This window comes from Streptomyces sp. AM 4-1-1 (genome assembly GCF_029167625.1).
Taxonomy (GTDB): domain Bacteria; phylum Actinomycetota; class Actinomycetes; order Streptomycetales; family Streptomycetaceae; genus Streptomyces.
On the sequence record NZ_CP119145.1, the window covers coordinates 3,985,624 to 4,010,272 of the forward strand.

At 72.5% G+C, this 24,649-nt stretch carries 19 protein-coding genes and 2 pseudogenes; 16 read left to right on the top strand and 5 right to left on the bottom strand.

What is annotated here, in order from left to right:
- Positions 1 to 158 precede the first annotated feature (158 nt).
- The 6 genes and pseudogenes from PZB75_RS17115 to PZB75_RS17135 all read left to right on the top strand — a co-directional run.
- Positions 159 to 2,090 (top strand): annotated as a pseudogene (locus PZB75_RS17115) (FAD/NAD(P)-binding protein); the annotation flags it as partial.
- Positions 2,091 to 2,669: 579 nt separating this feature from the next.
- Positions 2,670 to 3,521: pseudogene (locus PZB75_RS32045) on the top strand (lyase family protein); the annotation flags it as partial.
- Between the two features lie 180 nt (positions 3,522 to 3,701).
- On the top strand, positions 3,702 to 3,986 hold the full coding sequence (locus tag PZB75_RS32050) for a hypothetical protein (protein ID WP_343286280.1): 285 nt from the start codon (positions 3,702 to 3,704) through the stop codon (positions 3,984 to 3,986).
- Entirely contained in the window at positions 3,983 to 5,197 is a 1,215-nt protein-coding gene (locus PZB75_RS17125) for a 3-deoxy-7-phosphoheptulonate synthase class II (RefSeq protein ID WP_275536174.1), read from the top strand. The genes PZB75_RS32050 and PZB75_RS17125 overlap by 4 nt, the downstream gene beginning before the upstream one ends.
- 4 nt (positions 5,198 to 5,201) lie before the next feature.
- Complete coding sequence (locus PZB75_RS17130; RefSeq protein WP_275536175.1) at positions 5,202 to 5,930, top strand: isocitrate lyase/phosphoenolpyruvate mutase family protein; 729 nt, start codon at positions 5,202 to 5,204, stop codon at positions 5,928 to 5,930.
- A gap of 405 nt (positions 5,931 to 6,335) precedes the next feature.
- Positions 6,336 to 6,965 (top strand): HD domain-containing protein, encoded by a 630-nt coding sequence (locus PZB75_RS17135; RefSeq protein ID WP_275536176.1) that lies wholly within the window; start codon positions 6,336 to 6,338, stop codon positions 6,963 to 6,965.
- 55 nt (positions 6,966 to 7,020) lie between these two features.
- On the opposite strand, the gene PZB75_RS17140 is transcribed toward PZB75_RS17135, so the two are convergent.
- The gene (locus PZB75_RS17140; protein WP_275536177.1) at positions 7,021 to 9,009 is read right to left on the bottom strand and encodes a serine/threonine-protein kinase; all 1,989 of its coding nucleotides are present in this window, start codon (positions 9,007 to 9,009) and stop codon (positions 7,021 to 7,023) included.
- Positions 9,010 to 9,250: 241 nt separating this feature from the next.
- On the opposite strand from PZB75_RS17140, the gene PZB75_RS17145 reads away from it, so the two are divergent.
- Positions 9,251 to 10,060, top strand: coding sequence for a GntR family transcriptional regulator (locus PZB75_RS17145; RefSeq protein WP_275536178.1), 810 nt, complete (start codon positions 9,251 to 9,253; stop codon positions 10,058 to 10,060).
- Between the two features lie 372 nt (positions 10,061 to 10,432).
- Positions 10,433 to 11,083, top strand: coding sequence for a hypothetical protein (locus PZB75_RS17150; protein ID WP_275536179.1), 651 nt, complete (start codon positions 10,433 to 10,435; stop codon positions 11,081 to 11,083).
- Between the two features lie 164 nt (positions 11,084 to 11,247).
- On the opposite strand, the gene PZB75_RS17155 is transcribed toward PZB75_RS17150, so the two are convergent.
- Complete coding sequence (locus tag PZB75_RS17155) at positions 11,248 to 12,012, bottom strand: SLATT domain-containing protein (protein WP_275536180.1); 765 nt, start codon at positions 12,010 to 12,012, stop codon at positions 11,248 to 11,250.
- 358 nt (positions 12,013 to 12,370) lie between these two features.
- On the opposite strand from PZB75_RS17155, the gene PZB75_RS17160 reads away from it, so the two are divergent.
- The 7 genes from PZB75_RS17160 to PZB75_RS17190 all read left to right on the top strand — a co-directional run bounded on the left by PZB75_RS17160 (position 12,371) and on the right by PZB75_RS17190 (position 19,129).
- Positions 12,371 to 12,706, top strand: coding sequence for a YbaB/EbfC family nucleoid-associated protein (locus PZB75_RS17160; protein WP_275538743.1), 336 nt, complete (start codon positions 12,371 to 12,373; stop codon positions 12,704 to 12,706).
- A gap of 96 nt (positions 12,707 to 12,802) precedes the next feature.
- Entirely contained in the window at positions 12,803 to 13,402 is a 600-nt protein-coding gene (gene recR / locus PZB75_RS17165; protein ID WP_275536181.1) for a recombination mediator RecR, read from the top strand.
- A 59-nt stretch (positions 13,403 to 13,461) separates the two neighbouring features.
- A complete protein-coding gene (locus tag PZB75_RS17170; RefSeq protein WP_275536182.1) occupies positions 13,462 to 14,121 on the top strand; it encodes a DUF5063 domain-containing protein in 660 nt (219 codons plus the stop codon).
- 343 nt (positions 14,122 to 14,464) lie between these two features.
- Positions 14,465 to 15,736: an aspartate kinase gene (locus tag PZB75_RS17175; RefSeq protein WP_275536183.1), complete on the top strand. Its 1,272-nt coding sequence runs from the start codon at positions 14,465 to 14,467 to the stop codon at positions 15,734 to 15,736.
- Complete coding sequence (locus tag PZB75_RS17180; protein WP_275536184.1) at positions 15,733 to 16,794, top strand: aspartate-semialdehyde dehydrogenase; 1,062 nt, start codon at positions 15,733 to 15,735, stop codon at positions 16,792 to 16,794. The genes PZB75_RS17175 and PZB75_RS17180 overlap by 4 nt, the downstream gene beginning before the upstream one ends.
- Positions 16,795 to 17,153: 359 nt before the next feature.
- Positions 17,154 to 17,729 carry a SigE family RNA polymerase sigma factor gene (locus PZB75_RS17185; protein ID WP_275536185.1) on the top strand — a complete coding sequence of 192 codons (576 nt, stop codon included), beginning with the start codon at positions 17,154 to 17,156 and terminating at the stop codon, positions 17,727 to 17,729.
- Between the two features lie 110 nt (positions 17,730 to 17,839).
- Positions 17,840 to 19,129, top strand: a complete 1,290-nt coding sequence (locus tag PZB75_RS17190) for a hypothetical protein (protein ID WP_275536186.1) — start codon at positions 17,840 to 17,842, stop codon at positions 19,127 to 19,129.
- On the opposite strand, the gene PZB75_RS17195 is transcribed toward PZB75_RS17190, so the two are convergent.
- Positions 19,099 to 20,040 carry an SURF1 family protein gene (locus PZB75_RS17195; protein ID WP_275536187.1) on the bottom strand — a complete coding sequence of 314 codons (942 nt, stop codon included), beginning with the start codon at positions 20,038 to 20,040 and terminating at the stop codon, positions 19,099 to 19,101. The genes PZB75_RS17190 and PZB75_RS17195 overlap by 31 nt on opposite strands.
- Before the next feature lie 59 nt (positions 20,041 to 20,099).
- A complete protein-coding gene (locus tag PZB75_RS17200; RefSeq protein ID WP_275536188.1) occupies positions 20,100 to 22,115 on the bottom strand; it encodes a prolyl oligopeptidase family serine peptidase in 2,016 nt (671 codons plus the stop codon).
- Positions 22,116 to 22,293: 178 nt separating this feature from the next.
- On the opposite strand from PZB75_RS17200, the gene PZB75_RS17205 reads away from it, so the two are divergent.
- Entirely contained in the window at positions 22,294 to 23,145 is an 852-nt protein-coding gene (locus tag PZB75_RS17205; RefSeq protein WP_275536189.1) for a class I SAM-dependent methyltransferase, read from the top strand.
- A gap of 165 nt (positions 23,146 to 23,310) precedes the next feature.
- Here PZB75_RS17205 and PZB75_RS17210 read toward each other — a convergent pair whose 3' ends face one another.
- Positions 23,311 to 24,594 carry an LPXTG cell wall anchor domain-containing protein gene (locus PZB75_RS17210; RefSeq protein ID WP_275536190.1) on the bottom strand — a complete coding sequence of 428 codons (1,284 nt, stop codon included), beginning with the start codon at positions 24,592 to 24,594 and terminating at the stop codon, positions 23,311 to 23,313.
- Positions 24,595 to 24,649: the final 55 nt, after the last annotated feature.

Consider the following 24,649-nt stretch of genomic DNA (forward strand, 5'->3'; position numbering starts at 1 on the left):
CATGTCGGCAACAAATGACATCGGGTGGAACGGGCTCCAGGTCTGAAAACCGTCTGCGCGCGCCCCGGACCTGTTCCTTCCGCTCTCGCTCCGGCGACGGACGGACAGGCCCGCGCGTCTTCCGTCCATCCGTCCCACGTCACGCGGAGAACGAACACGTGAACAGCAGACTTTCGGAACTCTCCATCATCGGGGCCGGGCCCCGCGGTGTGTCCGTACTGGAGCGGCTGTGCGCCCAGGAGCGGAAGTCCCCGTCATGTGAACGGCTGACCGTCCATGTCGTCGACCCGGCGACGCCCGGCGCGGGCGCGGTCTGGCGCACCGGGCAGTCCGGTCACCTCCTGATGAACACCGTGGCTTCGCAGGTCAGCGTCTTCACCGACGCCAGCGTGACCATGGCGGGCCCCATCGAGGAGGGGCCGAGCCTGTACGAGTGGGCGCAGCGGCTGCTCTCCGGCGGCGAGACCCCGGCGGGCGGACCTGACGACACCGCCCTGGCGGAGGCCCGCGCCCTGGGGCCCGACTCGTATCCCACCCGGGCCTTCTACGGCCGCTATCTGGAGTGGGTCTTCCAGCGCCTGGTCGACACCGCGCCCGCGCACATCACCGTCCGGGTGCACGCGTCGCGCGCCGTCGCCGTACAGGACGCGCCCGTGGGCCAGGACGGGCAGGACGGCGGGCCCCACGGCCCCCAGGAGGTGCTGCTGGCCGACGGCACCCGGCTGACCGGGCTGGACGCGGTGGTGTTCGCGCAGGGCCACGTACCGGCCGAGCCGACCCGCACCGAGGCGGAGCTGGCCCGTTTCGCGGCCCGGCACACGCTGACCTATCTGCCACCGGCCAACCCGGCCGACGTCGACCTGGAGGCCGTCCGGCCCGGTGAGGGCGTCGCGATGCGCGGCCTGGGGCTCAACTTCTTCGACTACATGGCCCTGTTCACGCTCGGCCGCGGTGGCTCCTTCGTCCGCGAGGGGGACCGCCTGGTCTACCGCGCCTCGGGCGAGGAGCCCCGGCTGTACGCGGGTTCACGGCGCGGAATCCCGTACCACGCCCGTGGCGACAACGAGAAGGGCCCGCACGGGCGCCACGTCCCCCGGCTGCTGACCGCCGAGCGGGCGACCGCGCTGCGCGAACGGACCCGTGGCGGCGACCCGGTGCGGTTCCGCGCCGATCTGTGGCCGCTGATCACCAAGGAAGTGGAGAGCGTCTACTACGCGACGCTGCTCACCGCCCGGGGTGCGGACGGAGCCGCCTTCGCGGAGCGCTACCTGCGGGTCCCGGCGGGCCCCGAGGAGGCGCGGCTGCTGGCCGGGGCGGGCATCACGGACGCCGACCTCTGGTCCTGGGACCGCCTCCAACGCCCCCACGAACAGCGGGCGTTCACCGACCACACCGACTTCCGGAGCTGGCTCCTGGAGCACCTGCGCGCCGATGTGGCGCACGCGCGGCTCGGCAATGTCTCCGGACCGGTCAAGGCCGCGCTGGACGTGTTGCGGGACCTGCGCAACGAGATCCGGCTCGCCGTCGACCACGGCGGGCTCGAAGGCACCTCGCACCGCGACGAACTCGAAGGCTGGTACACCCCGCTCAACGCCTTCCTCTCCATCGGGCCACCCGCCTCCCGCATCGAGGAGCTGATCGCCCTCGTCGAGGCCGGGATCGTCGAGCCGACCGGGCCCGGGATGCGTGTCGAGACCGTGGCGGACGCGGAAGGCGCGGCCTTCGTCGTGCGCTCCGCTGCGTTCCCCGAGGTCCGGCTGCGGGCCACGGCGCTCGTCGAGGCGCGGCTGCCCGAACCCGACCTGAGCCGTACCGCCGATCCGCTCCTGCGCCACCTGCTCGACACCGGACAGGCGGCCCCGTACCGCATATCCGGCGAGGACGGTACGCGGTACGAGACGGGCGGGCTCGCGGTGACCGAGCGGCCCTATCGGCTGCTCGACGCCGAGGGCCGGGCACATCCACGGCGCTTCGCCTACGGAGTGCCCACCGAATCCGTGCACTGGGTCACCGCCGCCGGGATCAGGCCGGGCGTGGGCTCGGTGACGCTGGAGGACTCCGACGCCATCGCGGCGGCGGTCCTGTCGCTGCCGTCCGCCCGGGAGGTACGGGGCGGCGAGCCACCGGCCGCCGAACGGGAGCCGGACGGCCGGGGAGGGGCGGCCTCCCCGGTCGCCCAGGGAGGGATGGATGCGCGGGTCGCCCAGGGAGGGATGGATGCGCGGGTCGCCCAGGGAGGGATGGACGCGCGGGTCGCGGCCTCGGGGGCCGCACCGGCGGGTTACGGCGCCGGGGCGGCATCGGCGGATCGCGGGGCCGGGACCGTGCCCACGGAGCCCGATGCCGGGGTCGGGACCGTACCGGCGGGGTTCGATGCCGGGGGCGGGACCGCACCGTCGGGTTCCGGCGCCGGGGCGGCGTCGGCAGATCGCGGCGCCGAGGCCGTGGCCACGGAGCCCGACACCAGGGCCGGGGCCGTACCCACGGACTCCGCCCCCGACGCCACGGCCATCCGGGCCCCGCACGCGGTGGCCGGCGCCGTCCACTCCTCGGGGTCCGGGGCCGCTCCGGCCGTGACCGACACGGCGGATCTGCCGGACCCGCTCGACTCCGGCATCCTGTCGCCCGTCCGGGCCGGTACCCCGGCCGAGGCGTCGACCAGCGACCGGGCCTGGCTCCAGGCCATGCTCGACGCCGAGGCGGCGCTCGCCCGCGCCCAGGCCGGGCTCGGCACCCTGCCGGCCGAGGCGGCCGCCACGATCACCGCGGCGGCGCGGGCCGACCGGCTCGACCCGCGCGCCCTCGCCGTGGCCTCCCGCGAGACGGCCAACCCGGTCGTGGGCCTGGTCGCGGCGTTCACGATGGTGGTCGCCGCCACCGACCCCGAGGCCGCCGAGTACGTCCACCGGGGTTCCACCAGCCAGGACATCTTCGACACCGGGGCGATGCTCGTCGCCCACCGCACCCTGGCGGGCGTCATCGCCGATCTGCGCCGCACCGCCGACGCGTGCGCCCACCTCGCCGTCAGGCACCGGGACACCCCGCAGGCCGGGCGCACCCTCGCGCTGCACGCCGTGCCCACCACGTTCGGCCTCAAGGCGGCGGGCTGGCGGCAGTTGGTCCTCGACTCCGCCGACCGGCTGACCCGGGTCCGCGACGGGCTGCCCGTCTCGCTGGGCGGCGCGGCCGGAACACTCGCGGGCTATCTGGAGCACGCCGCGATCGGCGGCAGCGCCGCGACGCCCGGCGAGTACCAGGAGCGGCTCACCGCCGCCTACGCCCGGGAGACCGGGCTCACCGCCCCCGTACTCCCCTGGCACGCCCTGCGCACCCCGCTCGCCGACCTCGGCGCCGCGCTCGCGTACACCGCCGCGGCGCTCGGAAAGATCGCCCTCGACGTGCAGGTGCTGGCGCGCACCGAGATCGGCGAGGCCGTCGAACCGGGCCCGGCCGGACGCGGTGCCTCGTCCGCGATGCCGCACAAACGCAACCCGGTCCTGGCCACCCTCATCCGCTCCGCGGCGCTCCAGGTGCCGTGCCTGGCCACCGTGCTGACCCAGAGCCTGTCCACCGAGGACGAACGCTCCGCCGGGGCGTGGCACGCCGAATGGCTGCCCTTGCGCGAATGCCTGCGGCTGACCGGCGGGGCGGCCCACACCGCGGTCGAGCTGACGGAAGGACTGGGCATCCACCCGGAGCGGATGCGGGACAACCTCGGGATCACCGGCGGCCGGATCGTCTCCGAGCGGATCGCCGCGGTCCTCGCACCACGACTGGGCAAGGTGACCGCCAAGCAACTGCTCACCCGCGCTTCCGAGCGCGCCGACCGGGACGGCGTCGCACTCGGCGCCGTGCTGACCGAACTACCCGAGATACACGGGGTGTTCAGCGCCGCCGAGCTGGCCGCGCTGCTCGACCCCGCCCAGTACACCGGAGCCGCGGGCGCACTCGTCGACCGGGCGCTGCGGGAGGGGAGAACCACATGACGGTCACCACGGGGAACACCGGGACCGCTCTCGGCGCACCGGGGACCCGGCCCGTCGCCCAGCGTCCCGACTGGCCCGACCCGGCGGCGCTGCGCGCGGTCTCCGACGAACTGCGCTCCCTGCCCGGCCTGGTGCTCGCCGAGGAATGCGACCGGCTGCGCGACCGGCTGGGCGCCGTGGCGCGCGGTGAGGCCGTGCTGCTCCAGGGCGGTGACTGCGCCGAGACCTTCGACGGCGTGTCGGAGGAGCATGTGCGCGGCACGTTCGGCGCCCTGGACGAGATGGCGGCCCTGATCACCGAGGGTACGGCGCTGCCCGTGGTGCGACTCGGCCGGATCGCGGGCCAGTACGCCAAGCCGCGGTCCAGCCCGCTGGAGACCCGGGACGGGGAGACCCTGCCCGCCTACCGGGGCGACCTGGTCAACGGCCTCGCCTTCACCCCTCGGTCGCGGACACCCGACGCCGCGCGCCTCTACCGGGGCTACCGGATCTCGGCGACCACGCTCAACCTGCTGCGCGCCCTGGCGGCCCGGCGGGGCACCGAGTTCTGGACCAGCCACGAGGCGCTGGTCCTGGAGTACGAGCGAGCGCTGACCCGCGACACCCCGTCGGGCGGTTACGACCTGTCCGCCCATCTGGTGTGGATCGGCGAACGCACCCGCCAACTCGACGGCGCGCACCTGGACTTCGTGGCCGGTATCCGCAACCCGGTCGCGGTGAAGCTCGGCCCCACCAGCACCCCGGACGACGCCCTGGCCATCGTCGACCGGCTCGACCCGGAGCGCATCCCGGGCCGGCTGACGTTCATCTCCCGGATGGGCGCGGACGTCGTGCGCGAGGTGCTGCCGGATCTCGTGGCGAAGGTCGAGGCGTCGGGCGCCAGGGTGGTGTGGCTGTGCGATCCGATGCACGGCAACACCTTCGTGGCGCCGAGTGGTCACAAGACACGGCACTTCGACCGGATCATGGACGAGGTCCGGGGATTCTTCGAGGTGCACGCCCACCTGGGCACGCGTCCGGGAGGAGTTCACGCGGAACTGACGGGCATGCTCGTCACCGAGTGCCTGGGCGGAACCCCCGGGGTCACCCCCGAGGACCTGCCGGTCCGGTACGAAACAGCCTGCGACCCGCGACTGAACCGATGTCAGGCGATCGATCTGGCGCGGGAGTTGGCTGACCTGTATGCCCAACATCCGCCCACTAGGAGGTAACCACATGACCGACCCGAAGGCCGCCGAGTCGTTCCGGGCCATGCATGAACGTACGGACCCCGAGGACCCCCTGGTCATCCCCAACGTGTGGGACGCGGGAAGCGCACGTGCCTTCGCCGAGAGGGGTTTTCCCGTCCTCGCCACGTCCAGCGGCGCGGTCGCGGCGACGCTGGGGTACGAGGACGGCGGGCGCACCCCCGCCGACGAGATGTTCGCGGCGATCGCGAGGATCGCACGCGCGGTCGACGTACCGGTGACGGCCGACATCGAGGCGGGTTACGGACTGGAACCGCGGGAGATCGTGGACCGGCTGCTCGAAGCGGGCGTGGTCGGCTGCAATCTGGAGGACTCCGAGCCGCTGACCGGCGAACTCAGGGACGTCGACGAGCACGCGAGCTGGCTCGCCGAGGTCAGTGTGGCCGCGGGCGACCGGCTCGTCCTCAACGCCCGCGTCGACACCTTCCTGTACGGCGACCGGTCGGTGGAGTCGGCGGTGCGCAGGGCCCGTCGCTACATCGAGGCGGGCGCCGACGTGATCTTCCCGATCCTGGCCCCGGTGGAACTCCTGCCCGACATCGCGGAGTGCGTCACCCGGCCGGTCAACGCCCTGTGCCTGCCGGGCGGCCCGCGTCCGGCGGAACTGGGCAAGCTGGGGGCGGCCAGGGTCACCTTCGGCCACACCCTGTACACCCGCGCCATGGAGGGCGTACGCGGACTGGCCGGAGAGCTGTGAGGCCGGCCATGACGGAGTGACCCGCCCGCCCGCCCGCTCGTACGGCGGACAGCGGCAGACGACGACGGACAGGGGGGTCCCGGGACGGACGACCGGACGACCGGTGTCGGACGACCGGTGTCGGACGGGTGGATGAGGGGACGGGCGTGAGGCGTGCCCGCCCCCTCGCGGCCCGGCGCGTCCGTAACCTCGGTTCCCGACTTCGGTTCCGGACTTCGGTTCCGGACTTCGGTTCCGGACTTCGGTTCCGGACTTCGGTTTCGGACTCCGGTTCCGGATTCATGGAGACCGCCGCCCGGAACCCGCGGTCGTACGGGCAGTCGCGCGGACCGAAGGCGCCGCTCTGTCCGGTGGGCCGCGCCCCGACCACGAAGCCCCGCCCCTCACGGTTGTTACGCTCCCCCGATGAGGATTCCGAGCCCCGCAGAGATCCGTGCGCTGCACCAGAAGTACGCACCCACCGCCGAGGCGTTCGACCTCGTCCACTCGCACTGCGAGACGGTGTGGAGCATCGCCGAGCAGCTGATCGGAGCCTCCCGGCTCGCCCCCGACGCGGTGCCGGGCGGCGGTACCGGTGCCTTCGCCGGTATCGAACCCGAACTGGTCCGCGCCGGATGCCTGTTGCACGACATCGGTGTCTATCGGCTCTACGACGAGCACGGCACGCTGGACTACCCGAACTACCTGCGCCACGGCCTGCTCGGGCACGAGATCCTGGAGCGGGAGGGATTCCCAGAGCCGCTGCGCCGGTTCTGCTCCTGTCACACGGGCGTGGGCCTCACCCGGGACGACATCGCCCGTCAGGGCCTCCCGCTGCCGCCCGGTGACTACGTCGCCGTGTCGACGGAGGAGAAGCTGGTGATGTACGCGGACAAGTTCCACAGCAAGTCGACACCGCCGAGGTTCGTCCCGCCCGAGAAGTACGCCGTCCAGGTCGGCCGCTTCGGCGCGGACAAGGTCGCCGCCTTCGAGGCGCTGCGCGCGGCCTTCGGTGATCCGGACCTGGCCGCCCTGGGGGCCGTGCCTCAGGGCTGACCAGCCGCTCGGGCCGGGGGACCGCGATCCCAGGCACGCGCGGTCCCCGTCCCCGTCAGCCCGTCTTCGTGTACGTGACCCGCTCCCCGGTGTCCGTCGTCTCGCGGCGGAGGGTGCCGTCCGGGAGCAGGGTGAGCGTGGTCGGCCTGCCCGGGGTGCAGGACGTCATCGGTTCGCCGACCGTGACCACGGACGGGCCGACGTGGATCGGGGCGTCCGGGGAAGGCTCCGACTCCAGGTCCGCCTGGAAGACGCAACGGTACGAGCCGCCCGTGTCGGTGGGCCCCTTGGCCGTGAGGGTGAGAACCGTTTCTCCCACCTCGCCCTGCCGGATGACGAGTTCGCGGGTCGACCGGCCCGCCGCGCCGTCGATGGTGCCCGACCAGCTGCCCAGATAGCCGCTGGGGATCGAGCCCTCGTGGTCGGATTCGTCGGGGGAGGGCGAGGAAGACGGCGAGCGGGACGGGTCGGGGGAGCCGCCCTCGGTGCCCGTCTCCGTGTCCGCGCGTGTGGCGGACGTGGTGGGGGAGGGGGCGGCGGAGTTCCCGTCGTCGCCGTTCATGAACGCGTACACCGAACCGCCCGCTCCGACCGCGACCAGGATCGCCACCACGACGAGCGCGATCGTGGAGCCCTTGACGCGGCGGCGCTCCGGCTCGGGGGTGGGGACGGGGCCGAGATGCGTCGGGTACGGCGGACCGTACGGGGGCGTGGAGCCGTGGGCGAGCGGGGGCAGGGGCGCGGGCGGCTGGTGCTGCGGATAGCCGTAGCCGGGCGGGGGCGGGGGCTGCTGTGGATGGCCGTAGCCGGGCGGCGGGGGCGGGGGAGCGACGGGACCGGCCGTGGTGGGGAAGGCGTGTGGTCCGTCCGGCGGCGTGGCGGGGACGGCGGTGGGCGGGTACGGCGGGGTGTACTGCGGGTCCACGGGCGGCAGGGAAGCGGACAACGGGGGAACGGACGGCGGGGGCGCGGCGGACGGCGATGCCGTCGGCGGGTGTAGGGGGAAGGGCGTGGCGGGAGCGGCGTCCTGCTCGGGAACCGTCGGTGGCCGCTCGCCGGGACGCGCCGCGTCCCCGATCGTCTCCGGGTCCTCGGAATCCAGCAACCCCACCGCGTGTCGGCCGAGTTGGGCGATCAACGCACCCGGCAACCAGGGCTCGCCGCCGCCCCCGCCCCCGTTCCCTGCCCCTCCCCCGGCCTCGGCCAGGTGGTCCAGGATCGCGGCCGTCGTCGGGCGGGCCTCCGGGTCCTTCGCGAGGCAGTCGTGGACCAGATCACGCAGACCCACGGGGAGACGCGCCAGATCGGGTTCCTCCTGCGCGATCCGGTACATCAGGGCGTGCGCCCCGCTGTCCTTCGCGCCGAACGGCAGTCGGCCCGTCGCCGCGTACGCGAGCACCGAGCCGAGGCAGAACACGTCGCACGCCGGGGTGATCCGCTCGCCCTTCACCTGCTCGGGCGCCATGAATCCGGGGGAGCCGACCAGGGCGCCGGTGCGGGTGAGGCCGCCGTCGGTGACGGTCTCCAGCGCGCGGGCTATGCCGAAGTCGATGACCCGGGGCCCGTCGATCGTCAGCAGGACGTTCGACGGCTTGAGGTCGCGGTGGATGAGCCCGGCGGTGTGGATGTCCTGGAGCGCGTGGGCGAGACCGGAGCCCAGGATGCGAACGGAACGTTCCGGCAGTGGTCCGTACGCCCCCGACGCCGGCCCCACCGGGGCGCCCGCCCGCCCGGTGACGACCGTCTGGAGGGAGGGCCCGGCGACATATCCGGTGGCGACCCACGGCACGGGCGCCTCGGTGTCGGCGTCCAGGACGGGCGCCGTCCAGCTGCCGCCGACCCGGTGGGCGGCCCGCACCTCCTGGCGGAAGCGGTCGCGGAACTCGCGCTGCTGAGCCAGCTCGCCGCGTACCAGCTTGATCGCGACCGTACGGCCCCGGTCGGACCTGGCGAGGTACACCTGACCCATGCCACCCGCGCCGAGCCGCCCGAGCAGGCGGTACGCGCCGATCCGCTGTGGGTCGCCGGACCCGAGGTTCTCCATGGTGTGCAGCCCTTCCCCCGTACGACGACACGCCGGACGCGGCTTGAGAATAGCCGGGCGGGACCGGCACGGTCCTGGTGTTCGGCACTCGGATGTGAGTCGCACACGGGCCGGGTACGGACTGAGTACGGGAGCGGATGCCGGACGAGGCCCGACGGGATACGGGCTCCTTCGCCTGCCCGGATTCGGGCAGGGCGGACCTGGGCTTATGGTGACCGAAGCCAAGAGGGAGAGGGACGCCATGTGCGCGAGCGCAGCCGTGACGCGCAGTACGCTGCGCCAGCAGATCGCCGACGCGCTCCGTGACGAGGTCCTCGCGGGACGCCTGTGTCAGGGGCAGGAGTTCACCGTCAAGCAGATCGCTGATCAGTACGGGGTCTCGGCGACCCCCGTCCGTGAGGCACTGTTCGATCTCTCGGCCCAGGGGCTGCTCGAATCCGACCAGCACCGCGGCTTCCGGGTCCACGAGTTCACCGTCGCCGACTACCGGTCCATGGTCGATGCCCGCGCGCTGGTGACGGACGCGGTCTACCGCACCCTGTTCGACGGGGAGGACCCGCCGATCTCCCGGATCGTCGCCGGGCACGTCACCGAGCTGATCTCCGTGCGCCGCAGGGCCGAGGAGGCCGCGCGGGCGGCCCGTGGCGGCGACCTCGACATCCTCATCGGCTACGACCTCCGCTTCTGGCGCGAGCTGGGCGCCCTGGTGTCCAACTCGTACATCACCGACTTCCTGCACCGACTGCGCGTCCAGGCATGGGTGTTCGCCGTGCCGTATCTGCGCGGTGACGCCGATGTACGGGACTGGCTGTGGAACCGTCACCCGGAGCTGGTCACCGCCATCGCGGCCGGTGACCGCGAGGCGGTGGGCGTGGTCGTCGACGCGTACAACACCCACGCGATGACCTGGGCGGCCCGGCTCGCCGCCGGGAACCCGGAACACCCCGGCCGATTCACCGGGCCCGTCGACCCGGTCCAACAGATGCGCCACATATGCCCGTTGGACCCGCCCGACCGATCGGAGCGACCCGAACGACCCGGGCGTTCCTGACAGCCGCGGTGGCACGTGGGCGGAGGGCGGAGCCGGGACCGGGGACGGGAGCGGAGCCGGAATGGAGCCGGGGGCCGGACCGGGACCGGGCCAGGGACGGAGCCGGGACCGGGACCAGGTGACCGGACCGGGACCGGACCGGGACCGGACCGGGACCGGACCGGGACCGGACCGGGACCGAACCGGGGGTGCGGGGGGCCCTGTCCGACGCGTACCCCTCGCATTACGCTTGCTTGACCATCGCGCGAACCGCCGGGCGCTGTTGAGCCCCGCCGTGCCGTGCGGAACGCCGTCGCACTTCGGTGCACCCTGCCGCAATCCCGTCGGACGATCCGAACCGCCGCCGGGAAACCCGTTGGAGAGCGAGACTTCGTGGCCTGTGACCTGTGGCTGGTCCCCCTCGTCGATGTGCTGTGCCACAGCCCCGACAATCCGTTCGCCGAAGAGCTCGCCCTCTACGACAGGGCGCTGAACGACGCCGGGCTGCCGTCCGTGCCCGTCTATCCGTACATGCCGGGACTGTCCGGGGACGTCGCTCCCGTGGCCGGGTTCGACTACGAGGCGCTGCACTTCCTGCGCCGCGCCCATCTGCTCCGGCTGAGCGGACTCGCCGTGTCCCCCGTCGACGAACTGGGCGGGGACTACGAACAACTCCTCGAAATGTTCGAGCAGGCGGCCCAGCAGTCGCACCTCGTCTGGCACTACGACCACGCCGGGGCGTACGTCCCGGTCGACTTCCCCGTCCCCCTCTCCAACGACGAACTGCTCGCGGGCGGCGGACCGGTGGGGTCCGCGCACGGGCTGCTCAGGGAACTGGAGTTCGTCGCCCCGGCCATCGGCATCGACCCGGCGAACCCGCCGGCCGCGCCGCTGCCCCCCGACCACCCCACCTCGCTGGAGGAGCCCGCCGCTCCGGTCCCGTACGACGACGGACCGTTCGCCCGGGAGCGGCACGTCTGGCTGGGTCTGCACGCGGCGGCGACCCGGAGCCTCGCCCAGGGCTCGATGATCATCTTCAGCTGAGCCGACGCTCCCATCCGCCCCGACCGCCTCCGCCGCCCCGACCGCCTCCGCCGTCCCGACCGCCCCAGCCGTCCCGACCGCCCCAGCCGTCCCCACGGCCTCCGCCGCCCTGTCCCCCCGTCCCCGTTCCGCTTCTCGGCCACGCACGGCCCCTGGTTTCCCGGCTAGCGGGGCGACTCCGGGGGCCGCTGGCGCGGCATGTTCGGCCGGGTCACGGGGGGCATCGGGTACCGGCCGGGCGGTGTGCCCTGTTCCGTACGCCCGCCGCTGCCCGAGACCAGGGCCTGCATCCCCATCGGGGCGGGCCCGGCCCGGAACTCCACCATCCAGTCGGCCGTCTCGGACCGTACGAGCTCCGTGATGTCCTCCGAGAAGCGGCGCAGCACCCCGAGGCAGCGGTCGGCGGCCTCGCTCGCCGTGCCCTCGGTCGGACCGAGCACTTCCCGCACGCACTCCGACGCCCAGTCGAACTGGAGCACCTGGAGGCGCCGCTGCACGGCCTGTGCCGTCGCGACATTCCTTATCCAGCCGGAGGTCATGCCGAAGTAGCGGTCGCACGCCATGCAGGCCGCGCCCAGCAGCAGCGACAGATAGCCCCAGCCGGCCGAGCCGTGCACCGACTGCGTCGCGTCGAGCAGGGGGAGCGCGGCGCCCGAGACCACACCGGCCGCCGTGCCGAGCCGCAGGAGCCGCGCGCCACGGCGTTTCCAGACCCGTTCGTGGAGGTACCAGTCGGCGGTGCGCAGCGCGCTCGCCTCGACCCAGCGGTACAGCTCGTCGAGACGTTCGGCGGGTTCGCCCCAGTCGCCGAGCGGGAAGGGTGTCCCTGTCAGGTCCCGGGCCCTCGCACCGGAGTCCGACCCGGACGGCCCGGACGAGCCGGACTCGTTGCGGGGCGGCCCCTCGGGCTGCATCTCCGGCTGACTCACCGGGGCACTCCTCTGCACTCTGCGAATCGACGCGTTCATGTGTCGCGTGTATCTACTGCGGTCGGCTTCTGCTGGTTCTGCGCGCACGGCCGGCTACCCGGCCCAGGTAACTTTGCGTGACGAGCGAGGCGCATGTGGGTACCGGGCCTGTGCTCTTCCTACCGCCGAATGGTGGGCCATGGGGTCAAAAGCGCGGTATTCCCGGGTGCTTAAGGGCCGTGATCAGGTATAGGAGTTCAACCGTCGCTGCTGAAATCTCACCCGAAAGAGTTGCCGCCGGGCGAGTGGGGCGCGCTGCCCGGTGACCACGTAGGCTCGGAACACCGAAACATTCGTCGTCTAAATGCCAGGAGTGACCGTGATTCCCGGTGGTGGCCAGCCCAATATGCAGCAGTTGCTCCAGCAGGCCCAGAAGATGCAGCAGGACCTCGCGGAGGCCCAGGAAGAGCTTGCCAGAACCGAGGTCGAAGGTCAGGCGGGCGGCGGACTCGTGCGCGCCACGGTGACGGGCTCGGGCGATCTGCGCGCTCTGGTGATCGACCCGAAGGCGGTGGACCCCGAGGACACCGAGACACTGGCGGATCTCGTGGTCGCGGCGGTCCAGGCGGCGAACGAGAACGCGCAGCGCGTCCAGCAGGAGAAGCTGGGCCCGCTGGCGCAGGGACTGGGCGGAATGCCGGGCCTGCCGTTCTGACCCGTACCCGTACGGGACACGTGACCCGCGCGGAACACGTACGGGCACGGACGCACAGACAACACAGACAGCACCGAACCGACAGGAAGGCGTTCCGTGTACGAAGGCGTGGTCCAGGACCTCATCGACGAGTTGGGCAGGCTGCCCGGCGTCGGTCCCAAGAGCGCGCAGCGGATCGCCTTCCACATCCTCCAGGCCGAGCCGACCGATGTGCGGCGTCTCGCCCACGCGCTCCTGGAGGTCAAGGACAAGGTCAGGTTCTGCGAGGTGTGCGGCAATGTGGCGCAGGAGCAGCTGTGCGGGATCTGCCGCGATCCGCGCCGCGACCGGACGGTGATCTGCGCGGTCGAGGAGCCGAAGGACGTCGTCGCGATCGAGCGGACGCGTGAGTTCCGGGGCCGGTACCACGTGCTCGGCGGTGCGATCAGTCCCATCGAGGGCGTCGGCCCGGACGATCTGCGGATACGCGAGCTGTTGGCGCGGCTGGCCGACGGCGACATCACCGAGCTGATCCTGGCGACCGATCCCAACCTGGAGGGCGAGGCCACGGCGACGTATCTCGCCCGGATGGTGAAGCCGATGGGACTGCGGGTCACCCGGCTGGCGAGCGGGCTGCCGGTGGGCGGTGACCTGGAGTACGCGGACGAGGTGACCCTCGGGCGTGCGTTCGAGGGGAGGCGACTGCTCGATGTCTGACGCCGACGGCGCTAGGTTGTACTCACCGTCCGCGACCGTGTCCACGGGAGGTCTCCTCGATGTCTGACGCCACGCTGCACTCCGTCACGCAGGATCCGGACGATTTCGCGGTCCAGATCTCGGACCAGATCGAGTCCTTCGTCGTCGCGGTGACCGAGGTGTCCAAGGTCGAGGAACCGGAAGAGGCCGTTCCGTTCCTGCTGCTCCAGATCTCCCAGCTGCTGCTGGCGGGTGGCCGGCTCGGCGCGTACCAGGACATCCTCCCGGACGAGCGCTACGAGCCGGACCTGGGCGCCGAGCCGGACCCCGACGACCTCCGTGAGCGGTTCGCGCGGCTGCTGGAGCCGATCGACATCTACTCCGAGGTGTTCGACCCGTACGAGCCCCACAAGCCGCCGGTCGCCTGCCGCCTCTCGGACGATCTGGCCGACCTGGTCACGGACCTGAGCCACGGCCTGGCCCACTACCGCGCGGGCCGCACCACCGAGGGCATGTGGTGGTGGCAGTTCTCGTACTTCTCCAACTGGGGCTCCACCGCCTCGTCCGCCCTGCGCGCCCTGCACTCCCTGGTCGCCCACATCCGCCTGAACCAGCCCCTCCAGGAGCTGGACGGCCTGGACACGGACCAGGACCTCGGAGAGGAAGACCTCGCGGAGGAGGCGGGCCGCGTGATGGTGGAGGAGATCGCGGGCCCGCTGGGCCTGCGCCCGGTGAAGTAACCGAGCGGTGGACGGGCCCCGGACCTGGCGCGCGGACGTCTGTCCCGGCCCTTCGGGGCGGAGGCCGGGCTTCCCGAGCCGGTCGGCGTCGTCCTCGACACGGAGAAGCTGAAGGATTACGCGGGCTGACCGGCCGGGCCCCGGTCGGCCCCGGCGGTGTGGGGTGGGACACATCCTGAATGCGGTGCGGATCATCGGGCAGCAACCCCTACGAGCAGCCCGCGCCGGAGTGTCGGTGATCATTTCTTGAGCGGAACATCTCAGGATGTGGTATCGGCGAGGCGTTTTCGGACTGCTCGTTAAACTGAGCCGACCGCAGTAATGGACCGAGCGAGGAGCGCACGTGGGCCTTGTCGTGCAGAAGTACGGAGGCTCCTCCGTAGCCGATGCCGAGGGCATCAAGCGCGTCGCCAAGCGAATCGTCGATGCCAAGAAGAGCGGCAACCAGGTGGTTGTCGTGGTGTCAGCGATGGGCGACACGACGGACGAGTTGATCGATCTCGCCGGGCAGGTATCCCCGATCCCTGCCGGGCGTGAGTTCGACATGCTGCTGACCGCCGGGGAGCGGATCTCCATGGCCCTGCTGGCCATGGCGATCAAGAACCTGGGCCACGAGGCCCAGTCGTTCACCGGCAGCCAGGCGGGCGTCATCACCGACTCGGTCCACAACAAAGCGCGCATCATCGATGTGACGCCGGGCCGGATTCGTACGGCGCTGGACGAGGGGAACATCGCGATCGTCGCGGGGTTCCAGGGGGTGTCCCAGGACAAGAAGGACATCACCACCCTCGGCCGGGGCGGTTCGGACACCACCGCCGTCGCGCTCGCGGCGGCGCTGGACGCCGAGGTCTGTGAGATCTACACCGATGTGGACGGTGTCTTCACCGCCGACCCGCGGGTCGTGAAGAAGGCCCGTAAGATCGACTGGATCTCCTCCGAGGACATGCTGGAGCTGGCCGCGTCCGGCTCCAAGGTGCTGCTGCACCGCTGCGTCGAGTACGCACGCCGATACAACATCCCGATCCACGTCCGCTCGTCCTTCTCCGGGCTGCGCGGCACCTGGGTCAGCAACGAGCCGCAAGGGGACCAGCAGGTGGAGCACGCGATCATCTCCGGAGTCGCCCACGACGTCTCGGAGGCCAAGGTCACCGTCGTCGGCGTGCCCGACAAGCCCGGCGAGGCCGCCGCGATCTTCCGCACCATCGCGAACGCGGAAGTGAACATCGACATGGTGGTGCAGAACGTCTCCGCCGCGTCGACCGGTCTGACCGACATCTCCTTCACGCTCCCCAAGGCCGAGGGCCGCAAGGCCATCGACGCCCTGGAGCGCAACCGGGGCATCATCGGCTTCGAGTCGCTGCGTTACGACGACCAGATCGCCAAGATCTCCCTCGTCGGCGCGGGCATGAAGACGAACCCGGGCGTCACCGCCGGCTTCTTCGAGGCGCTGTCCGACGCGGGCGTGAACATCGAGCTGATCTCGACGTCCGAGATCCGCATCTCGGTCGTCACCCGCGCCGACGACGTCAACGAGGCCGTGCGCGCCGTGCACACCGCCTTCGGGCTCGACAGCGACTCCGACGAGGCCGTCGTCTACGGGGGCACCGGGCGATGAACCGCGGGCCGACGCTCGCGGTCGTCGGAGCGACCGGGGCGATCGGCGGCGTGATGCTCCAGATCCTCTCGCAGCACGCGGACGTCTGGGGCGAGGTGAGACTGATCGCCTCGCCGCGTTCGGCCGGCCGCAAGCTGGTCGTACGCGGCGAGGAGAGCGCGGTCCTCGACCTCACCGAGGACGTGTTCGACGACGTGGACGTGGCCCTCTTCCTGGTGCCCGACGAGGTCTCCGCGCGGTGGTGCCCGATCGCCGCCGCCAAGGGCGCCGTCGTCATCGACGACTCGGCGGTGTTCCGGCTCGACGACGACGTGCCGCTGGTCGTCCCCGAGATCAACCCCCACACCGTGCGGCTCCGGCCCCGCGGCATCATCGCGAACCCCAACTGCACCACCCTGTCGCTGATCGTCGCGGTCGGCGCCCTGCACGCCGAGTTCGGGCTGCGCGAGCTGGTCGTCTCCTCGTACCAGGCGGTGAGCGGCGCGGGCCGTGAGGGCGTCGCGTCGCTGCGCGAGCAGATGTCGCTCGTCGCGGGCACCGAGCTGGGCACGAGGCCCGGAGACGTACGCCGCATCGTCGGCGACACCCAGGGCAGCCCCTTCGCCGCGCCGGTCGCGCTCAACGTCGTGCCGTGGGCCGGGACGGACGCCGGTGACGGCTGGTCGTCCGAGGAACTGGCGATCCGCGCCGAGTGCCGCAAGATCCTCGGCCTGCCGAACCTCAGGGTCACGGCGACCTGTGTGTACGTACCCGTCGTCGCGACCCATTCCATGGCCGTGCACGCCAGGTTCGAGAGCGAGGTCACCGTCGACCGCGCGCACGAGATCCTGGCGACCGCGCCCGGCGTGGTGCTCTTCGACTCCCCGGCCGCCGGGGACTTCCCGACCCCCTCCGACGTCGTGGGCACCGACCCGACCTGGGTCGGCCGGGTCCGCCGCTCGCTGGACGACCCCCAAGCGATGGACTTTTTCGTCTGCGGCGACAATCTCCGTAAGGGCGCCGCGCTCAACGTGGCCCAGATCGCCGAATCTGTCGCCGCGGAACGCCCCCGCACCTGATCGAACCTGTTTTGTAGGATCTGTGAAAGCTCTGTGGGCAAGTAACTGGTCTGAGCCTCTTGAGGTGGGGTGGCGCGGTGTTCGACCATGAACTCGCCGCCAGGCGCAACCAACGGTCGGGCGGAAGGCGTCTATGCCGTCACTTCTTGCGCGGCGGGGCGCTTGTAAGGGGCATTTGGGGAAGAGCAGGTACGTATGAGGGCATGTCGCACGGTACCGAACGCGCTGCCGTACGCGTACAACCCTGATGGGGGGAAACGTGTCCAACTGGCGTGGCAGAGGTTCTCGATATCACAGTGGTGGGTCCGCTGCGCGGCACTTCGGTGCGACCGCGCCGCCGGACGCGTACGCCCGGTGGCATGCCGGTGATCGCGCCCCTGCCGGCCGCGCGCCCCACCAGGCTGCCGTCGCAACGCGAGGGCGCTGACGACTCCGTGGTGGCCGGGACCACGATCGACCACCTCACCGAGACCTACAGCGCCCACTACCGTTCGCTGCTCGGCCTCGCGGCCCTGCTGCTGGACGACACCGCGTCGTGCGAGGACGTGGTGCAGGAGGCGTTCATCCGCGTGCACTCGGCGCGCAACCGGGTGAGGGACCCGGACAAGACACTCGCGTACCTCCGCCAGACCGTCGTCAACCTCTCGCGTTCCGCGCTGCGCCGCCGCATCCTCGGGCTGAAGCTGCTCTCCAAGCCGATGCCGGACATGGCGAGCGCCGAGGAGGGCGCGTACGACCAACTGGAACGGGACGCGCTGATCAAAGCGATGCGAGGGCTGCAACGCCGCCAGCGTGAGGTACTGGTGCTGCGGTACTTCGCGGACATGACGGAGGCCCAGGTCGCCGAGACGCTGGGCATATCGCTCGGCTCGGTGAAGGCGTACGGCTCCCGGGGGATAGCGGCTCTGCGTGTGGTGATGGAGGCGCAGGCGTGAGTGGGCGTGGGAACGGACCGGGGCGTGGAAATGGGCAGGGACCTGTGTGTGAGGGACCGGGGCATGGGGGCGCGGACGGCGCGCACCGGAGCGAATCCGGACATGGCGTGGTGAACGAGGCGACGAACGGTACGTCGGACGCGCCGGGCGCGGCGGGCGACGCGGAAACGGCGGGGCGGGGCTCGGGGGCGGACGCGGCCGGTGATTGCGCCGACACCGCCCCGGTACGGAATCCGGCCCGCCCGCTCGGGATCGCGTCGGGCGGCGGGGCCGCCAGGGGCCGGGTTCCCGGTGCGGGCGGCGGGAGGACCGGCGGCGGGGTTCCCGCCACGGTCGGCGGCGGGGGGGCCGGTGGCGGCGCCACCGATCGTGCCGCCACCGGTGTCACCGATCTGGACGAGGTCGCGCTGCGCCGGATGCTGCGCGGAGCGGTACGGAGCATCGAACCCTCCGAAGGCTCCCTCGACCAACTGCACCGGGCGGTACCGGCCCGGCGGGCCCGGCGGCGGCAGGCCGTCGTCGGGGTGGCCGCCGCGGCGCTGCTCATCGGCACGGGGGTCCCGGCCTTCGTGCACGTCGCGAACTCCGAGGGCCCGGCCCGTGACCGGCCCTCGATCGCCGGCCACGGTGAACAGGCCCAGGGCGGCAGTGGCGCCGAACCCGGTGCGGAGACGGGCACCCGCGGGTCCGACGGCGTCGGCACCGAGCTGAACGCGGGCGGCGACGGCGAGTCCGACAGCGTGGATTACCCCGCCGAGGCCGGCGGCGCGGAGGCGGGCGCCTCACCCACCGGCGGCTCCGCGGACCCCTCGCGCCCGGAAACCCTCACGATGCCGGTCTGCGGCCCCGAACAGCTGGGCGTCGCCTCCGCCACGACCGGCGCCGCGGGCGCGGACGGCACGGTGTACGGGAGCTTCCGGATCGCCAACGTGTCGCACCGGGGCTGCTCGGTGACCAGCAAGGGAATCGTCGGGTTCCAGGCGCGGGGAGCGGCCGTCCGGTCCAGGATCGATGTCGTCGAACACACCGCGGGCGACGCGGCCACCGGACTGCCCGACCCCTCCGAGGAGGAGGCGTCGGTGACGCTGAAGCCGGCCATGGCGTACGAGGTGAGGTTCGCCTGGGTGCCGAAGGAGAGCTGCACCGGCGCCGCCGCGTCACCCACCCCGACCTCGCCGCCCTCCGGAGGGCCGGGCGGCTCCACGACGGACGGCCCGAACACGGGCCCCGTCGGGGCGGAACCGCAGCCGGGCGGTGACGACGGCGGGAGCGGTACGAAGGGCGAGGGAAGCGTCTCCGTGCGGCACACCCCGGAACCGGGCGCCCCGGTCGCCGAGACGACGATCCCCAACGCGTGTACGGGGACGATCTACCGGACGGGGATGCTCGGGGCCTCGTAGCCGGTGGCGCCGGTGTCCGTGGCCGGGATCGTGTCGGTGTTCGTCTTCGTCTCGGTGTCGGTGCCGGTGTTCGTGTTCGTCTTCGTGTCCGTACCGGAAGTTTCCGTGTCGGCGGGCGCGGCGGCTGTGGCGGGTGCCGTCCCGGTGTCCGGTACGAGGCCCAGCGCGAGGTCCTTCGCCGCCTCCGCCTCGCGCCTGATCAGCCGGAACCACATGAAGAGCACGAACCCGGCGAAGACGAACCACTCACCGGTGTAGCCGAGGTTCTGGAACGCCTTCAGATCGAGCCCGCTGCCCTGCGGTGCGACGGCCGGCACGGGCTTCATGACGCCACCCGGCGCGCCCGTGCCGGGGAGCGTCACCCAGGCGTCGTAGACGTCGTACGGGACGAGGTTCACCAGCGACGCCGCGCTGATCATCCCGAGCTGCCCGTCCGGGAGCCCGCCCGAGGCCCGCGCGCCCGAGCTGCCCGCGCTCTCGGACGCCTGGAGGTCGCCGGTCACGGTGACCTCACCGGTCGGTGCGGCCGGGACCGGGGTGCGCCCCGGAGTGCCGGGCAGCCAGCCCCGTACCACCGGCAGCGCCTTACCGCCGTCGGTGCGCAGGAGGGTGAGGACGTAGAAACCGGTCCTGTCGTCCAGCTCGCGGCCGGGCACCAGGAACTGGTCGGCGTAGTGGCCGGTCGCGGTGGCCGGGCGGCCCGAGGTCTCCGTGCTGACCGGGAGGAGGGCGTCGAGCGGCTTCGCCGCCCGGGTGGACGGATCGGGCAGCTTCTCGGCCTCCCGGTGCGTCTCGACACGGTCCTCGAAGCGGCCGAGCTGCCAGGTGCCCATGAACACGCAGAACGGGATGGCCAGCACGACGAAGAGGTTGATCCCCCACCATCGTGGGGTCAGCAGGAACCGGTACACCCCTCCACGGTACGGTTCCCCGCTCAGAAGTTCCGGAGCGGGGTCCCGTGGCGCACGCCCTACGCGGACGCCGGGCGGCCCGACCCGGCGGACGGCTCCGGCCGTCCCTGGTCCTCGTCCCGGTCCCCGTCCCGCTCCCCGAGGTGCCTGAGCGCGAAGTCGATCTCCAGGCGCACCTGCTTGATCCGCTCCTCCACGACGAGCGAGCCGTGCCCGGCGTCGTACCGGTACACCTCGTGCGGTGCCCGGCGGGCCTTCAGCCGGTCGACGTAGTTCTCGATCTGGCGGATGGGGCAGCGCGGATCGTTGAGCCCCGCCGAGATGTAGACCGGGGCGCGCACCGCGTCCACGTACGTGATCGGGGAGGACGCCTCGAACCGCTCGGGCACCTCTTCCGGGGTGCCGCCCAGCAGGGTGCGGTCCAGGGCCTTCAGGGCCTCCATCTCGTCGTGGTAGGCCGTGACGTAGTCGGCGACCGGGACCGCGGCCAGTCCCACGGCCCAGGAGTCCGGCTGCGTCCCGAGGCCGAGGAGCGTCAGATAGCCGCCCCAGGAGCCGCCCGCGAGCACCACCCGCGCCGGGTCCGCGAGCCCGGACCGCACCGCCCAGTCACGGACCGCGGCGATGTCCTCCAGCTCGATGAGCCCGATCCGGTGCTTGAGCGCGTCCGTCCAGGCGCGGCCGTAGCCGGTGGACCCCCGGTAGTTGACCCGTACCACCGCGAAACCGTGGTCCAGCCAGGCCGCCGGGCCCGCCGCGAACGAGTCCCGGTCGTGCGCGGTCGGTCCGCCGTGCACCTCGAACACCGTGGGGAACGGCCCGTCGCCCCGGCCGGCCGGCCGCTGCACGAGGGCGTGGACCCGGCCGCCGGGACCGTCCACCCAGGCGTCCTCCACGGGCACGGAGGCGGGGGCCTCGGCGCCCGGCGGGTCGAGGACGACGTCACCGGTCGTGGAGCGCACGACGGGCGGCCGGGCGGCCGACGACCAGAGGTATTCCACGGTGCCGTCCGGCCGGGCGGTGGCGGCGGAGACCGATCCGGCGGGCGTCTCGACGCGCACCAGGCGCCGGTCGCCGGCCGGAGCGGGGGTCGTGGCGGCGGTGGCGGTGGTGCCGGGGGCCGCGTCACCGGGTGCGGCCGCGTCGTCGGCCGCGTCGGGAGCGGTGTCGGGGGCGGCGTCGGGGGCCGCGTGGGGGGCGGCCAGCTCGTACCGCCACAGCTCGCTGCGCGCCTCGAAGCCGTGCACCAGCAGCAGCGCGGAGCCGTCCGGATACCACTCGGCGCCCACATCACCGGGCAGATCGACGTCCAGCGCGGTCTCCGTCCCGGTGAGCGGGTCCCAGATCATCGGCTCCCAACGGCCGCGCCGCTGGTGCCCGATCAGCAGCCGGGAGTCCCCGGCGACCGGCGCGAAGCCCATCACCGTGAGGCCCAGCTCCTCCGTGCCGCCCTTGGTGTCGTCCAGCTCGGCGACCGTGGACCCGTCCGGGCGAACCACCCGCAGCGCGGCGTGCATCGAGTCGCCGTGCTCGGTGTGCTCAAGGGCGATCAGCGTGCCGTCGCGCGACAGGTCGCCGACCCCGCCCGACTCCCGGTGGCGGTAGATCTCGACGGGCGCCTCACCGGGCCGTACGACGTGGACGGTCGTACCGTCCTCGTCGGTCGACCGGCCGACCACCGCCGTCCCGTCCCGTCCGATGGCGAGCCCGGCCGGGTAGGAGGGCGCGAGCCCCGGCGTGGCGGGCTCGTCGCGCACGTCCCCGGCCGCGTCGCGGGGGTGGAACGGCTGCCGCATCCACACCCCGAACTCGTCGCCGTCGGTGTCGTCGAACCACCAGACGCTCTCGCCGTCGGGCGGCAGCGCCCCGTCGGTCGTACCGTTCGCGCGGTCCGTGATCTGCCGTTGTCCGCCGGTCGCCCGGTCCCACGCGTACAGCTCGAACGTCCCGGTCGCGTTGGAGATGAACAGCGCCCGGTCCGGCGCGTCCTCCGCCCACTCGGGCAGCGACACGCGGGGTGCCCGGAAGCGCTGCTCCCATTCCGGTGCGGGCTGATGGTTCTGTGTATCGCTCATGCCCACCATCCAACCCGATGGGCCGGTGACGTCGTACGGGGTCGTACGGGGGCGTACGGCGCTGACGCGGTCCGAGCACGGTCCCGGGGAAGCCCGGAGCGGGGCCCGGAAGCCCGGAATCGCGGGGCGGCCCGTATTCCGCTCGCGTCGTCCCCAACCTGTGGGTAACTTTTCGGCCATGTACTCACCGACCCCCGAGGACTGGCACGAGGCCAACCGCGCCCGCTGGGACGAACGCGCGGCCATTCACGCGGCGAGCGACTTCTACGGACTCGCCGCCTTCCGCGCGGGCAAGGAGGCGCTGCGGGACTTCGAGCTGGCGGAGGTAGGGGACGTCACCGGGAAGTCGCTGCTGCACCTCCAGTGCCACCTGGGCGTCGACACCCTGTCCTGGGCCCGGCACGGCGCCTCGCACGTCGTCGGCCTCGACTTCTCCGAACCCGCCGTGGAGACCGCCCGCGCCCTCGCCCGCGACCTCGGGCTCGGCCCGGAGCGGGCGGCGTTCGTCGCGGCGGACGTGTACGAGGCGGCCGAGGCGGTGCCCGACTCCTCGTACGACATCGTCTACACCGGTGTCGGCGCGCTGAACTGGCTGCCGGACCTGGAGCGTTGGGCGGACACCGCGGCCTCGCTGGTGGCGCCGGGCGGTTTCCTCTACCTCGCCGAGTTCCATCCGCTGACCGACACCCTGGACGACTCGACCGGTTCACGGATCACCCACGACTACTTCAGCCGTGAGGCGTGGGTGGACGAGACACCCGGGACCTACGCCGACTTCGACGCCCCGACCGTGCACAACCGGAGCGTCGAGTGGCAGCACCCGATCGGCGAGGTGGTGACGGCGCTGGCCGGGGCCGGGCTGCGGATCGAATTCCTGCGCGAGCACGCCGTCTCGCTGTTCGCCCGCTTCTCGGCGCTGGAGCGGCACGCGGACGGCTACTACCGGTTCCCGGCGGACCGGCCGCGCATTCCCCTGATGTACTCGATCAAGGCGTCGCGCCCGGCGGAGTCCTCGCGTCGGCGCGACTGACCTTTCCCGCGGCGTCGCGTTCGAGGAGGGGCGTCGCGTTCAGGTGAAGAGGGCACACACGGCCGCGCGTTCTTCGGGCGCGTCCTTCGCCGTGCGGACGCGGCGCGGCCCCGCCCGGATGGAACCGGACGGGGCCGCGCTGTGATCGGCTGCGCGCAGACGTGGTTACGAGCGGGAGGCGCGGCGGCGCATACCGAACGCGAGCGCCCCACCGGCGGCGATCAGGAGCGCGGCACCGGCCGCGTACCAGGTGGTGTTCGAGGAGCCGGTGCTGGCCAGGGAACTGTTCGCGGAGGTGGTGTTCAGGTCGGTGCCCGTCCCCGTGCCGCCACCGGTCGTGGTGGTGGCCGGCGGGGTCGAGGTGGACGGCTCAGCCGTGGGCGTGCCGGTTGACGCCGGGGTCGACGGGGTCGAGCCGGTGCCGGGAGTCCCGGGGGTGGCGGGCGGCGTGGAGGTGCTGCTCGCCGGAGCGACCTCGAACCGGGTCCTGCCGTCGGCGAAGGGGTAGGTGTTGCCCTCGGTGAGGGCGGTGGAGGCCGCGAGGTCCAGCGAGGTGGCCTTCATGACGCCGTTCAGGTCGAGGACCACGACACGCAGCGGGGTGGTGTGGGTCCGCTCCTTGCCGCCGAAGCCCTTGGCGATGTTCGGCAGCTTCCAGGTGTTGGTGGTGCCCTGGACGTGCTCCAGCTTCTTCCAGACCCCCTTGGCCGACTCGATCTCGACCGCCAGCTTCGGCGCGGGACCGGAAGCGGGGCCCGTGATCCTCACGGTGGTGGCCAGGGCGGAGTCGAACACCCCTTCACCCTTCGCCGTGTGCTGGACGGAGATCGGGAGGGGGCTGCCGGGCCGGGCCGGGGAGCCGCCCTTGACGAAGCCGATGTCGAGCTTTCCGGCCACGACCGCGGGCGCGGCCTTGAGGACCAGGGTGTCGTCACGCTCGACCGGCGCGTTGCCCAGCAGGTCGGAGACCATGAGTTCCAGATCGGGGTTGTTGGTCGGGTAGTTCGCGCCGAGCCCGATCGTCACCTTCCAGCTCAGCTCGCCGGAGGCCGGGACCGAGAACGCCGAGCCCTTGCCGCCGGCCTTGGGATAGATGGACACGACCGCGGCCTCGTCCTGCGAGCTGAGGGATTCCTCGGTCGCCGGGGCGTTGACCGCCTGCACATCGACGGAGAGCTGCGTGCCGGTGATCGGGCTCGGACCGCTCGACCCGCCGGTCATCCAGGGGTTGAACTCCACCGCCTTGTCGGAGGAGTTCTTCACCGCGAAGGTGAAGGTCTCGGTCGCCCCGCCCCGGGTCAGCGGCCCGGACGGGACCGGAGAGCCCAGCTCGATGCGCAACGGCTTCTCACCGGCGGCCGGGGCCGCGTGGGCGGTGCCGAGCGGGACGAGCGTGGTGCCGATGACGGCGGCGGCGACGGTTGCCGCGGAGCGCAGACGGATGGACATGCGGAGATCCCCCAAAGGACATGACGAGCGGAAGAACATCGTGACGAGCGGCGGT

Coding starts and splice junctions, on each gene's coding strand:
- PZB75_RS32050 (WP_343286280.1), top strand. CDS start 3,702: ATGCGGGACAACCTCGGGATCACCGGCGGCCGGATCGTCTCCGAGCGG.
- PZB75_RS17125 (WP_275536174.1), top strand. CDS start 3,983: ATGACGGTCACCACGGGGAACACCGGGACCGCTCTCGGCGCACCGGGG.
- PZB75_RS17130 (WP_275536175.1), top strand. CDS start 5,202: ATGACCGACCCGAAGGCCGCCGAGTCGTTCCGGGCCATGCATGAACGT.
- PZB75_RS17135 (WP_275536176.1), top strand. CDS start 6,336: ATGAGGATTCCGAGCCCCGCAGAGATCCGTGCGCTGCACCAGAAGTAC.
- PZB75_RS17140 (WP_275536177.1), bottom strand. CDS start 9,009: ATGGAGAACCTCGGGTCCGGCGACCCACAGCGGATCGGCGCGTACCGC.
- PZB75_RS17145 (WP_275536178.1), top strand. CDS start 9,251: ATGTGCGCGAGCGCAGCCGTGACGCGCAGTACGCTGCGCCAGCAGATC.
- PZB75_RS17170 (WP_275536182.1), top strand. CDS start 13,462: ATGTCTGACGCCACGCTGCACTCCGTCACGCAGGATCCGGACGATTTC.
- PZB75_RS17180 (WP_275536184.1), top strand. CDS start 15,733: ATGAACCGCGGGCCGACGCTCGCGGTCGTCGGAGCGACCGGGGCGATC.
- PZB75_RS17185 (WP_275536185.1), top strand. CDS start 17,154: ATGCCGGTGATCGCGCCCCTGCCGGCCGCGCGCCCCACCAGGCTGCCG.
- PZB75_RS17200 (WP_275536188.1), bottom strand. CDS start 22,115: ATGAGCGATACACAGAACCATCAGCCCGCACCGGAATGGGAGCAGCGC.
- PZB75_RS17205 (WP_275536189.1), top strand. CDS start 22,294: ATGTACTCACCGACCCCCGAGGACTGGCACGAGGCCAACCGCGCCCGC.
- PZB75_RS17210 (WP_275536190.1), bottom strand. CDS start 24,594: ATGTCCATCCGTCTGCGCTCCGCGGCAACCGTCGCCGCCGCCGTCATC.